11 protein-coding genes are annotated in these 12,468 nt (G+C 68.4%); 7 read left to right on the plus strand and 4 right to left on the minus strand.

Annotated features, from left to right (window positions below; genetic code table 11):
• The first annotated feature begins 38 nt into the window (after nt 1-38).
• The 4 genes from E0H92_RS25060 (at nt 39) to E0H92_RS25075 (ending at nt 3,082) form a co-directional block, all read left to right on the plus strand.
• Nucleotides 39-638 (plus strand): hypothetical protein, encoded by a 600-nt coding sequence (locus E0H92_RS25060; RefSeq protein WP_131459863.1) that lies wholly within the window; start codon nt 39-41, stop codon nt 636-638.
• Nucleotides 639-653: 15 nt separating this feature from the next.
• On the plus strand, nt 654-1,352 hold the full coding sequence (cseB, locus tag E0H92_RS25065; RefSeq protein ID WP_131293492.1) for a two-component system response regulator CseB: 699 nt from the start codon (nt 654-656) through the stop codon (nt 1,350-1,352).
• Nucleotides 1,353-1,355: 3 nt separating this feature from the next.
• A complete protein-coding gene (locus E0H92_RS25070) occupies nt 1,356-2,600 on the plus strand; it encodes a HAMP domain-containing sensor histidine kinase (RefSeq protein WP_131293691.1) in 1,245 nt (414 codons plus the stop codon).
• Nucleotides 2,601-2,671: 71 nt separating this feature from the next.
• Nucleotides 2,672-3,082: a hypothetical protein gene (locus E0H92_RS25075; protein ID WP_131459861.1), complete on the plus strand. Its 411-nt coding sequence runs from the start codon at nt 2,672-2,674 to the stop codon at nt 3,080-3,082.
• Nucleotides 3,083-3,134: 52 nt separating this feature from the next.
• On the opposite strand, the gene E0H92_RS25080 is transcribed toward E0H92_RS25075, so the two are convergent.
• The 3 genes from E0H92_RS25080 to E0H92_RS25090 all read right to left on the minus strand — a co-directional run bounded on the left by E0H92_RS25080 (nt 3,135) and on the right by E0H92_RS25090 (nt 8,993).
• Nucleotides 3,135-6,887, minus strand: coding sequence for an endo-alpha-N-acetylgalactosaminidase family protein (locus E0H92_RS25080; protein WP_131497900.1), 3,753 nt, complete (start codon nt 6,885-6,887; stop codon nt 3,135-3,137).
• A gap of 61 nt (nt 6,888-6,948) precedes the next feature.
• The gene (gene fahA / locus E0H92_RS25085; protein ID WP_131497901.1) at nt 6,949-8,148 is read right to left on the minus strand and encodes a fumarylacetoacetase; all 1,200 of its coding nucleotides are present in this window, start codon (nt 8,146-8,148) and stop codon (nt 6,949-6,951) included.
• A complete protein-coding gene (locus E0H92_RS25090) occupies nt 8,145-8,993 on the minus strand; it encodes a hypothetical protein (RefSeq protein WP_131497902.1) in 849 nt (282 codons plus the stop codon). Before E0H92_RS25090 ends, fahA begins: the two co-directional genes overlap by 4 nt.
• A gap of 102 nt (nt 8,994-9,095) precedes the next feature.
• On the opposite strand from E0H92_RS25090, the gene E0H92_RS25095 reads away from it, so the two are divergent.
• From E0H92_RS25095 to E0H92_RS25105, 3 genes are read left to right on the plus strand one after another with little or no spacing between them, the layout of a single operon-like run.
• Nucleotides 9,096-10,289: a homogentisate 1,2-dioxygenase gene (locus tag E0H92_RS25095; RefSeq protein ID WP_131497903.1), complete on the plus strand. Its 1,194-nt coding sequence runs from the start codon at nt 9,096-9,098 to the stop codon at nt 10,287-10,289.
• Nucleotides 10,290-10,325: 36 nt separating this feature from the next.
• Nucleotides 10,326-11,024, plus strand: coding sequence for a Hint domain-containing protein (locus E0H92_RS25100; RefSeq protein ID WP_238173584.1), 699 nt, complete (start codon nt 10,326-10,328; stop codon nt 11,022-11,024).
• Between the two features lie 40 nt (nt 11,025-11,064).
• Nucleotides 11,065-11,670: a hypothetical protein gene (locus tag E0H92_RS25105; RefSeq protein WP_131497904.1), complete on the plus strand. Its 606-nt coding sequence runs from the start codon at nt 11,065-11,067 to the stop codon at nt 11,668-11,670.
• On the opposite strand, the gene E0H92_RS25110 is transcribed toward E0H92_RS25105, so the two are convergent.
• Nucleotides 11,667-12,467, minus strand: coding sequence for a polysaccharide deacetylase family protein (locus E0H92_RS25110; protein ID WP_131497905.1), 801 nt, complete (start codon nt 12,465-12,467; stop codon nt 11,667-11,669). The genes E0H92_RS25105 and E0H92_RS25110 overlap by 4 nt on opposite strands.
• Nucleotide 12,468 lies beyond the last annotated feature (1 nt).

Genomic DNA, 12,468 nt, shown 5'->3' on the forward strand with positions numbered 1-12,468 from the left:
ATTCGCGGGGGGACTTGATGCAGGGTAGGAGGCGCCCGATGGGTCTGTGGCGCCGTACCGTGCTGCCTGCCGTCGCCGCGGTGGTCGCGACGATCACGCTCGCCGCCTGCGGGAACGGCGGCGGTCTGCGCGTCGAAGGCCCCGAATCGCCGCCTCCGGAGACCCCGACGCCGTCGGTCGCGTTCGGCACCGGGACCACCTCCCCGAAGGCCGTGCGCACCCCGGAAGTGGCCGTTGACCTGTACAAAGTCCGGTCCCGGCTGCTCGCGGACAAGCGGCTGTCGAGCTACTCGCGGACAGTCCTCGTGAATTGCACCGTGATTTCGCGTTGCCTCAGCAGGGGTAAGACCGTTGATGTATTGCACAGCGGTACACCTCAGCAGATCGTTCTGATCCATACTCTGGAGAAGTTCGTCTTCGGTATCTTCCTGATCGCCGTCGAGCCGACCGGCCCGCGACCGATCTGGAACCTGGATGTCGAGCAACCGACCGTGAACGCCAGCCCGCAAGGGGACCTGGTGGTCGAGTCGAAGATCTTCGCGATCGACGACCCGGTCTGCTGCCCGTCCGGCCGGCGGGTCGAGGTCTACCGTTGGAACGGGCGGCAGATGATCAAGGTGAGCTCGACGGACCAGTAGGGAGACTGAAGTTCGGTGGTACCGGAAGAACCGGCAGCGCGCATTCTCATGGTCGAGGACGACGCGGTGATCCGTGAGGCGACCCAGTTGACCCTCGAGCGGCACGGCTACGACGTGACCACGGCCGAGGACGGCCTGGAAGCGATCGAGCGTTTCGAGAAGATCCATCCGGACGTCGTGATGCTCGACATCATGCTGCCCGGGCTGGACGGTATCTCGGTGTGCCGACGGATCCGCGAGACCAGCACCGTCCCGATCGTGATGGTGTCGGCGCGCGGAGACGCGCTCGACGTCGTACTCGGCCTGGAAGCGGGCGCTGACGACTATGTGACCAAACCGTTCGACACCCAGGTACTGGTGGCACGGCTGCGGGCGGTGATGCGGCGCGCGGTCTCCGATCCGGAGCGTCCGGCACCGGCGGCCGGCTCCGGCGTGGAGTCGTTCGGTGACCTCGAGCTGGATCGGGAGGCGCTGGAGGTACGGCGCAGCGGACAGACCGTCCAGCTGACGCCGACCGAGCTCAAGCTCCTGATCGAGTTCGCCAACAACCCCGGTGTGGTGCTCAGCCGGTCGACCTTGCTGCAACGGGTCTGGGACTACGAGTGGGGTGGCGACGGCCGGCTGGTCGACGTCCACCTGCAGCGGCTACGGACCAAGATCGGTGCCGACCGCATCGAAACCGTCCGCGGCTTCGGGTACAAGCTCAGGGCCTAGCGGATGGGACTGCGCGGCAAGCTCGGTCTCATCTTCCTGCTGGTCTCCGCGCTCGCGATCCTGGTGCTGTGCGTCGCGGTCTACACCCAGGCCCAGTCGGCCCGGCTGGACCGGACGCGCAGCTTCGCGGACGAGCGGATCCAGCTCGCGGCGCAGTCCTACGACACCAACGACGTACCGGTGTTCGGGGCGAAGGTGGACGATCCGGAGCTGCCGCCGCAGTTGCGGGAGGCGGTGCTCGAGGGTAAGCGGGCCACGTTCAAGACCGGGTCGCCGCACGCGAAGATGTGGGCGGCGGTCGCGGTCAAGGACGGCAAGGTGCTCTCGATCGAGCAGGACTACGAGAGCACCGACGACTCGATGAAGGCGTTGCAGCAGGCGCTGATCCTGGGCGGGATCGGCACGGTGGCGCTGGTCGCGCTGGTCAGCGTGATCCTGGCCGGCAGCCTGTCCAAACGGATCGTCGCGGTCGCGGGCACCGCCCGGCGGATCGCGGCGGGCGACCTCGACGCGTCCGCGGCCGAGGCCGTTGGCAAGGGCAAGGACGAGGTGCAGTCGCTGGCGACCGCGCTCGACACGATGGCCAGCTCGCTGCGTGGCCAACTGGAGGCCGAGCGCCGGTTCACCGCGGACGTCGCCCACGATCTCCGTACGCCGGTGACGGGTCTGACCACCGCCGCGGAACTGCTGCCGCCGGGCCGTCCCAGCGAACTGGTGCGCGATCGGGCAAAGGTCCTGCGGCGCCTGGTCGAGGATCTCCTGGAGATCGCACGGTTCGACTCGGGGGTCGAGCAGGCCGATCTGGAACTGGTCGGACTCGGCGCGTTCGTCGGCTCGGCGGTGGGGCGGTTGCGGATGCAGCAGTCGCTCGCGCCGGACAGTGTCATCGTGCACCAGACCGGGCCGGACGAGACGGTCTCGACCGACTCGCGGCGGATCGAGCGGATCCTGGCGAACCTGATCGTCAACGCGTTGCGGCACGGCCGGCCGCCGGTCGAGGTGACGGTCTGCGGCCGGACCGTCGAGGTCGTTGACCACGGCAACGGCTACCCCGAGGAACTGATTGCCGAGGGCCCGCGTCGGTTCCGGTCCGGGATGGCCGAACGCGGCGCCGGGCACGGTCTCGGCCTGACGATCGCGGTCGGGCACGCCAAGGTGCTGGGCGCCGAGCTGACGTTCGGCGAGGCGCCTGGCGGCGGCGCCCTTGCCCGATTGGTCCTGCCGGCCGGGCCTGAGACGGTGTTGTAACACAACCTTTCCGTCGGCCACCGCGTCTTCCCCTCCGTAACACCAACAAAACGAGGGGAAACCAGAACATCATGCGTACTCAGTTCGTTCGCCGTACCGCCGCGGCTTTCGCGGGTGTCGCACTGGCTGCCGCCGGTCTCGGCGTCGCCGGAGCCCTGCAGGCCAACGCCGCCACCACCACGACCACGGCGAGCGCTTCGATCGCGGCGAAGTCGATCACGATCAAGTCGGACAAGACCACCGCGAAGGCGTGGACGAAGGTCTCGTTCACCGGCAAGACGTCCGGTATCGCGAAGAACACCGTCGTCCAGGTGCAGCGGCTGCAGAACGGCAAGTGGGTCAACTTCCCGGCCACCACCAAGGTGACCAGCCGGGCGACCTACTCGGTGTGGGTGCAGAGTGGCCGGGTCGGCGTGAACAAGTTCCGCGTCGTCGCTGCGAACACCGCGTCCGCACCGGTCTCGGTGACCATCACCAAGTAGAACGCGAAGCGGCGCCACTCCCTAGGGGCGGGAGTGGCGCCGCTTCTGCTGTTCAGTGAGTGCCGTAGACGTTGAACTCGGCGGCTGATCCGAAGACCGCTCCGTTCAGGGAGCTTGTGCCGACGAACTTCACGTACCGGCCGGGCTTGGCGGTGAAGTCGACTCGCTGTACGGCGGTGGAGTTCGGGAACTGCCCGGTCGCAACCGGCGTACCCCAGTCCTGACCGTCCGCGCTCACGTAGATCTCGTACCCCTTGAACATCCCGTTCGTGCCACTCTGCCGGGGCAGGTAGCCGAACCCGTTCACCCGGTACGTCGACCCGAGATCGAGCGTCATGTAGTGCGGGTACCCGGCCGGAGTGCTGACCTCGGACCAGGCGGAATGCCACAGCGTGCTGGGGTTTCCGTCCAGTGCCATGGTCGCGGCCCCGCCCGTCGCAACGTCCTCACTGCTCACGGCAGCCACCTTGATCCGGGACTGCGGAACGATTCCCGGCGGCAGCACAGTGGCCTCCGCGCTGATCGTTGCCTGACCACCAGTCGCCGTCACCGGGTACTTGCCCTCCGGCGTACCGGCCGGGGGAGTGACGTCCCACGTGGTCGTCACACTGGTGCCTGCGGCAACGGTTGCGTGGGTCGCCGGCGTGGTCGCGGTCACGGTCCAGCCGTCCGGTGCGGTCAATCCCAGCGTGATGTTGCTGGCGGCCACCACATCGTTGTTGGTGAACGTTGTGGTGACGGTGTTCGCTTCACCGGACACCAGCCCGGTCAGGCCCGACACCGCGACCGAGGTGCAGTCCGCCGGCTGCGACGTCGTACCGAGATCGGTCACCGCGAAGTTGTCCATGATGAAGTCGGCCTGGTCGCCGCCGTCGGTGAGCTTGCGCAGCCCCACCCAGTAGTCGCCGCCGCAACCGGCCACGAACTCCTGGTTGAACGTCGCCTTCGTCCGCTGCTCGCCGATCGGCGTCGCCTTGACCTCCACGGACGCCGGCCGGTCGACGCCCTGGACCCACGCGTACTGACCGGCGCGACCGCTCTCGTAGTCGAAGCTGACCTTGTACTTGTGACCCGGCTGGAAGTTCACCGTCCACGGCGCGGTCCGGTAGACCAGCCCTTGGTTCTCCTCGTGCGACTTGAGCGACCAGTTGCCGTCGAGCACGTCGTCGACCAGCTTCCCGTTCCAGCCCGCCTGCGTGTACGGCGCATGCTTGGGAGCGAGCACTGTCCGCGGATCCGTGACACCACCGGCATCACCCTTCACGAACGGGCCCCAGCCCTGGTCCACGTGCTCGAAGTCGTCCACGAGCCTCGCCGCCGGTCGCATCGTCTCAACCACCCGCACGTCGTCAACCCGCACCCTCGCGGCCGACGCCACTGCGCCGATTGCCAGGTCAGCGGTAGTTCCCTTGGCGGTGAAGACGACTCGAGCCCGCTGATAGTACGCCTCGTGTTTGTCGTCAGCAGCAACCATGTTCTGCGCGGTCGACCTGATGACCTGGTTGCGTACGCCGTCGACGGTCAACGTCGTCGTCCGTGACTTGCCCGGCTCGACCTCGACCCAGGCGGACGCGCTGTAGGTGCGACCGGCGGTGAGGCCGGTGATCCGCTGGCTGAGGGAGGACGCACGCGCGCCGAGCTGGGCCACGTGCTGGCCGTTGTCGAGGGTCGCGATGGTCGCGCCGCCGGTCGCGTCCCAGGCCTGGAGGTTGCCGGCGTTGAAGCCGGGGTCCTTCAGGTGGCTGCCTTCACCCCAGGCGGCGGTCCGCGGCTGCGGAGCGGCCACCGGGTAGATCACGTACGGCCGGCCCGGGATGGCGTCCAAGGTGATGGTGCCGTGGTTGGCCCGGATGGTGGTCGGCTTGGCGCGGCCGGTGTCGGTGAGTTGGTACGCGGTGAAGGTGCGGACCCCGGCGAGTGCGCTGGGCAGTTGCCAGGTGGTGCGGCCGCCGTCCGGGTTGTAGTGGTACAGCTTCTTGTTGTTGTCCCACGGCAGCAGGTACTTGTCGCCGTCGAGCACCTTCGCGTTCCCGACGTACACCGCCCGCTTGCCGTTCTCGACCGCGCCGCGGACGCCGCCGGTGAAGGCGATGTCGCCGCTGTTCCAGTCCAGGATCTTCTGCTGCTGCAGGAACTTCGTGGGCAGGTTGCGCTGCCAGATGTTGGCGTAGAACGCGTTCCAGTCGGTCTCGCCGGTCCAGCCCTCGAACTCGACGATCGCGGTCTGGCCGAGGATCGGGTCGTTGTTCCAGACGTCCTTCTCGTGGTTCCGGACGAACCGGATGATCTGCGAGTTCAGGCCCTTGTTGGTGGCGCCGCCGTAGTCGAGGTCGTTGGCCCAGTGCGACCACAGCGACGTCCGCTCGTGCCGGTCCGCCCATTCGGTGGCGATCTGCCAGCCCTGGTCGGCGAGCTGCCGGGACAGGCCGTCGGCGAGCCAGCCCGACTGGTAGTACACGTCGATGTACAGCTCCTGCAGGTTCTTGTCGGTCTCGTCGCGGAGCTGCTGGAACCGCTTCACGATGTTGCCGGAGGCAAGATCCGGGCGCTGCTTGATGTAGTAGCTCTGGTTCAGCCAGTTCCAGCCCTTGGCGTTCTTGTCGACCAGCTCCTCGCTGAACGCGTTCGCCTCCGGGTAGGACTCGGTCGCGTTGACGTGGACGCCGAACGCGGCGTTCCAGGACTTGCCCTGCTTGAGCAGCGTGTTCAGGTCGGTCAGGCCGCCGGCGCGGGTGTTGTAGTTGCCCCCGTAGTCCGGGTGGGCGGAGTCGTGGCCTTCCGCGCCGTACCCCTTGAGGACCGCCATCTGGCCGAGGCCGTCGGTTGCCAGCGAGATCCGCTTGACGTCGTCGAGGGTCCGTAGGAACGGGTGCGTGGCCTGGCTGGCGAAGTTGAACGGGATGTGCGTGATCACCCGGTTCTTGACCTGGTCGCCGCCGTTCGGCTCGGTCATGATCGAGCGGAACGCGACCGCGCCGTCCTCCCAGTCGACCGTGTGGTCGTTGTTCGCGTCGGGGGTGACGACGACCTTCGCCCACGGGAGCGGTTCGGTGTACGGCGACGTGTCGGCGCGGTACGTCCATTGGCCGCTCCACACGCCGACGCGGGTACTGCCGTCGGCGGCCTTGCGGGCGCGGTGCCAGAACCGGGCGCCGTCATCGACCGATGGCCCGGACGGCTTGTCGTACACCGAGTTCGACTCGATGCCCGCCGCGAGACCGCTGGTGTTGACGAACGCGTACGCCGCACCGGTCGCGGCCGGGTCGCCCGGCGTGCTCGCGGTGACGGGCGTGATCTTGTCGGCGGTCCGGGTCGAATCCGGATCCAGCGTGGTGAACGCGGTCGTAGCGCCGGCGTCCGTACTCGCCACCGAGACCAGGTCGTGGTCGGGGATGTCGATGGTGTGCACCCGGCTCGTGTCGCTGTCGCGCACCGCGTCGATCGCGAACTTCGTCACCCGGCCGGCCACGCTCAGACTCGCGTCGAGCTCGACGCCGGGCAGGGCGTCGAAGGCCAGCGTGTACGACGCTCGCGCGCCTTCGACCGTCGGCGTCGCCGCGAGATGCGCGGTGCGGGCCACCCCGTCGATCGTGACCGTCGAGATCGCGTCCGGCTGACCCCCGAGGGCCTGCCCGGAGGCGTTGTCGACGTACTTGATCACCCGGGGAAAGTCCGCCCCGACGGTGACCGTCAACTCCGCGGACCGCAGCGTGAGGTCACCAGCAGCGTGCGCACCTGAGGGCACGCTCAGCACACCGGCAACCAACGCTACAGCCAGTACTCCACACCCCACTGAACGTTTCATGCGGCAAAAGTTCGCACGTAACAGCTAAGAGGTCAAGAGAAACGAACAGTTATGAACAAGATCAGTCAGGAATGATGCGCCCGGTGACCTCGCCGAGGCCGGTGCGTGCGCCGTCCGCCCCGGTCGCCCAGGCGGAGATCGTGACCTCGTCGCCGTCTTCGAGGAACGTGTGCTCCTTGCCGTCCACGATCAGCGGCTCGCGGCCGGCCCAGCTGAGTTCGATGAATGAGCCTCGTTGGTTCTTTTCCGGGCCGCTGACGGTGCCGGACGCGTAGAGGTCGCCGGTGCGGACGCTGGCTCCGTTGACGGTCATGTGGGCGAGCATCTGGGCGGGCGACCAGTAGATGTCGCGGTACGGCGGGCTGCTCACCAGGTGGCCGTTCAACCTGACTTCGAACGTGATGTCGAAGTTCGTCAGGTTCGGTCCGTCGAGGTACGAGAGGACGGGTGGGTTCTGTGCCGGGAGCGGGACGGCGGAGGGGGCCAGGGCGTCGAGGGAGACGACCCAGGGCGAGATGGAGGTCGCGAAGGACTTGCCGAGGAACGGGCCGAGCGGCACGTACTCCCAGGCCTGCAGGTCGCGGGCGGACCAGTCGTTGACGACCACGACGCCGTACACGTGCTCCGCGAAATCCTCAACGGAAACAGGCTTTCCGAGCGTTGACGGCGTACCGACGACGTAGCCGAGCTCGACCTCGATGTCGAGCCGCTGGGACGGCCCGAACGTCGGTGCCGCGGCGTCCGGGGCCTTGCGCTGGCCGGACGGGCGGACGATGTCGGTGCCGCTGGCAACGATCGTGCCGGCCCGGCCGTGGTAGCCGACCGGCAGGTGCTTCCAGTTCGGCAGGAGCGGCTCGGAGTCCGGGCGGAACAGCCGGCCGAGGTTCGACGCGTGCTGTTCGGAGGCGTAGAAGTCGACGTAGTCGCCGACCTCGAACGGCAGCTGCATCGTCACCGCGGACTGCGGGATCAGGTGCGGCTCGACGGCGTCCCGGTCGTTCTCGTTGCGCACGAGGTCGAGCAGCCAGTTCCGCGTCGCACGCCAGGCCGGGCGGCCGAGCGCGAGGAACGCGTTCAGCGTCGGCTCGGCGAACAGTTGCGCGCCGTCCAGCATCTGCGCGGACGCGACCGGCGCGAGGTCGATGATCTGGTCGCCGATCGCCGCACCGACCCGCGGCTCCTCGTCGCCGTGCCGGAACACACCGAGCGGCAGATTCTCCGCCCCGAACGGCGAGCCGTCGGGGATGTCGATCCAGCTCATTCCATCAACCCCAGCGTCTTCAGATCGGCCAATGGTTCGTCGATGCTGCAGGAGCCGAACGACGTGAACCACCGCCGAGTGCTCGCCGCCTGATCGTCGGACAACTCACCCGCCCGCGCCGCCAGCGCGGTGCCGTCGCGCTCGGCCAGAAGCTGCTCGAGCTCGTCCTGCGATGCACCGTCCAGCGACGCCCGGGTGGCGAGCAGCACGTTGAGGAACCCGTGGTGTTCGAATCCGGTGTCCTCAGCCGTATGCCGGACCGCGTTGTGCAGCCCGGCCGTGCACTTGAAAGGCACCTCGCGATCCAGGCAGGCGGTGATGAACGCGGCGACCTGATGCTCCGACGGGAACAGCGCCGCGTCCAGTCCGCCGGTGCGGAGTTTCGCGGCGTACCCGGCGTCGGCGACCACGTCGAGGGCGCGTTCCCAGGCGCCGTCCAGGCCGAGTTCGACGTACGCTGTCTCCTCGTCGAGGCAGTCGTCACACGCGCGGACCACGCGCAGCGCGTTCCGGGACAGGTCGTCCTCGTCTCGCAGTCGCACCTCGACGGCGGTCACCTCGACGTCCTTCGACCGGTCTCCCCACCGGATCACCGGCTCGATCCCGCCGGCGCCCCCGGAGATCACCACGGAGACGCGGAGCGGTGCCGTGCCGGTGCGGGCGGCTTCGGCGGCGACCTTCATCAGGTCGTCGTCGGTGCACACGAACGTGCCGACGAGGTCGGCGTACGGCGCCCGGCGGTGGACGTGGTGGGCCGCGACGGCCTCGGGCAGCGGCAGGTTGCCCGGCGGGAACATCGAGGCGTCGTCGACCAGGTGCCGGTACAGCGCGGGGACGGTTGACATGGGTCGAAGCCTAACGGATGCTTTCGGTAAGCGGACGCAGACGTTCGATTATCGTACACCAGATACCGGCTCAGGTTCGGCAGAGAGCAAAGGCACAGCGAGATGGCGTTCTACCGGCAGGTCGGGGATGTTCCACCGAAGCGGCACACGCAGTTCCGGAAACCGGACGGCGGGCTGTACTACGAGGAGCTGATGGGGGAGGAGGGGTTCTCGTCGGACTCCTCCTTGCTGTACCACGCCGGCGTCCCGTCCGCGATCGTCGACTCCCAGGTGTGGGACCTGCCGGATCTCGCCACCGTCCCGAACCACCCGCTCACGCCGCGGCACCTGAAGCTGCACGACCTGTTCACCGACACCTCGAAGACGAACCCGGTCGAGGATCGCCGGCTGGTGCTCGGCAACGGCGACGTCCGGATCTCGTACGTCGTGGCCGAGCAGCCGTCGCCGTACTACCGGAACGCGATCGGCGACGAGTGCGTGTACGTCGAGAAGGGCTCGGCGACCGTGGAGACCGTGTTCGGCGTGCTGAACGCGGTCCAGGGCGACTACGTGATCATCCCGCGCGCGACCACGCACCGCTGGCTGCCCGGGTCGGAGGGCGTGCACGCGTACGCGATCGAGGCCAACTCGCACATCGCGCCGCCGAAGCGCTACCTGTCCCGGTACGGGCAGTTCCTCGAGCATGCGCCGTACTGCGAGCGCGACCTGCACCCCACCACCGAGCCGCTCGTGGTCGAGGGGACCGATGTCGAGGTGCTGGTGAAGCACCGCGGCAACGGCGCCGGGGGGATCGTCGGCAGCCGGATGACGTACGCGACGCATCCGTTCGACGTGGTCGGGTGGGACGGCTGCCTGTACCCGTACACGTTCAACGTCAGCGACTTCGAGCCGATCACCGGGCGGGTGCACCAGCCGCCGCCCGTGCACCAGGTGTTCGAGGGGTACAACTTCGTGGTCTGCAACTTCGTGCCGCGGAAGGTCGACTACCACCCGTTGTCGGTGCCGGTGCCGTACTACCACTCGAACGTCGACTCCGACGAGGTGATGTTCTACTGCGGCGGCGACTACGAGGCGCGGAAGGGCTCCGGGATCGGGCTCGGGTCGATCTCGCTGCACCCCGGCGGGTACGCGCACGGGCCGCAGCCGTCGGCGATCGAGGCCTCGCTGGGCGCCGAGCGCTTCGAGGAACTGGCCGTCATGGTCGACACCTTCCGTCCGCTCGAACTCGGCGAGGGCGGCCAGGCGGTCGACGACGGCGTCTACGCCTGGACCTGGGCCGGCCGCCGCAAGGGCTGACAGCACAAACTGACGGTCTGTGGGATTCTGTCCTCTGTGAGTGAGGACGGGGACGTAGCTTCGCTGGTTGCAGAGGTCAGTGCCGAAGAGGTCGAGCCGGAGGTGCAGGTGCCGCCAGGGGATCCGGGGCAGCCGTTCGTGGTCGGGATCGACCGGGACGCTGTGCTGCGGCGGCGTGAGGTGGTGCGGACCGTCGAGCGGCGCGGTGCCTGGGTGACGCTGGCCCTCGGCGCGATCGGGATCGTGGCCGCGATCTACGCGCTGATCGCGTTCCGCGGCTCCGGGATGTGGCCGTTCGCGCTGTTGTTGATCGCGGCAATGATCCCGCTGGTGCTCAGCACGGTGCTGGTGTACCGCCTGCAGGCCGAGCGCGTGGAGTGGTACGACGCCAACGAGCTGCCGCCCGTGGCGATGCGGATCTCCGCCAAAGGACTCGAGCTGGCCTGCGACGGCGCCGCGTTCCCCGTCGTACTGCCGTGGGCGACCGTCCGCGGCTTCACACAGCACAAGCTCCTCGGCCAGTACATGCTCGACCTGGCCCTGGTCCGCGGCGTCGGCGCGACGACGGCCGGTGTCCGCGGCCTCGACCAGCCGTCGGTCCGCAGCGTCGTCAAGCCGAACCCGCTCCTGCGCCCCACCGGCATGTTCCTGGTGAAGGCCCTCGACCAGCCGGTACACGTCATCGACGAGGCGATCAAACACTTCTCCGACGGCACCGCAGGCGTGCTGCGCTGACCCCCCGACCGCTGACCTGCCGAGCTGCAAGGCTCGAGGCATGAACGAGAGCTTCGTGGTCGGTCTGAGGCGCGACGAGATGTTGCGCCGACGTAGCACAGTCCGCCGGGTTCGGATGATCAGCGGTGGAATCACACTGCTGATTTCGATGGCCGGCCTGGCCCTGTCGATCTGGCTGACGTTCCGGCTCGACGGCTCGTGGGCCATGGGCGCGATGATGATCGCCTGCATGGTGTTCCTCTTCGGGAGTAGCCTCGTCCCCTTCGTCCAGTCGGGCAAGCTGAAACGTTGGTACGCCGGCGCGGACCTCCCGCCGTACGCGCTGCGGATGACCGCCGGCGGACTCGAGCTCGGTGTAGAAGGCGCACCGGCGCCGGTCGTCCTGCCCTGGCCGGCCGTGGTGGGCTTCCGGCGGAAACGGAAGCTCGGACAGCCGCTCCTGCAGGTCGTCGTACAGCCCGGGGTCACCGCCGGCAGCCCGGGCGTCAGCGGCCTCGACCAGCCGGTTGTCCAGGCACTGCTGCGGCGGAGCAGGCGGGTCAAGACTGCCGGTGTCTACAGCGTCGCGTCCCTTGACCAGCCGGTTGAGGCCATCGACCAGGCGCTGCGGTACTTCTCCAACGGGGTCGCGGCGGTGGCTCGTTAACAGGGCAGGGCGCGGTACGTGTAGCCGAGTTTGGTGAGTTTGGTGAGGGCTCGGTCGAGGGCGGTGACGGTTTGGGAGCGGTTGCCGCCGCCGTCGTGCATCAGGATGATCGCGCCGGGACGGGCGCCGGCCATGATCGCGTTCTCGATGTGCGCCGCGCCGGGTTTCTCCCAGTCCTTCGTGTCGATGTCCCAGAGCACCTGCCGCTGGTGGTACGCCGCGGCGATCGCCTGGATCTTCGCGTTCGTGGCGCCGGTCGGCGGCCGCAGGCACTTCGACTTCACGCCCATCGCGATCTCCTGCCGCACCTTCGCGTCCGGGAGCAGGGTCAGCGTCTTGTGGTCCCAGGTGTGGTTGCCGACGGTGTGCCCGGCGGCCCGCTCGGCGGCGATCAGTTCCGGGTACTGCGCCACCTGGATCCCGAGCACGAAGAACGTCGCCTGCGCCTTGTGCTTGCGCAGCAGTTGCAGGACCTTCGGGGTCCACTCGTGCTGCGGGCCGTCGTCGAAGGTCAGGTAGAGGACCTTCCCGTGCGCGGCCAGGTTCCAGTCGTCGGCGGGCGGCTTGGCGACCGAGTGCTTGGCGGGTTGCGCGGGTTGCGCGGGCTGTTTGGTCGACGACGGTTCGCCGCGCTTGGACGTCACCGGCGTACCCAGCTGTCCGTGGCCGGACGTCGGGGAGACCGGCGCGGCGGCGGACGTGACGGAGTGCTCGGACGGCGTGGCGGACTGGGCGAGGACGGCACCGCAGAGGAGGGCGGCGACCAACGGCAGGAGTTTGCCGGGCGGCTTGGTCATG

The sequence above is a fragment of the Kribbella speibonae genome (genome assembly GCF_004331375.1).
In the GTDB taxonomy this organism is placed as follows: domain Bacteria; phylum Actinomycetota; class Actinomycetes; order Propionibacteriales; family Kribbellaceae; genus Kribbella; species Kribbella sindirgiensis.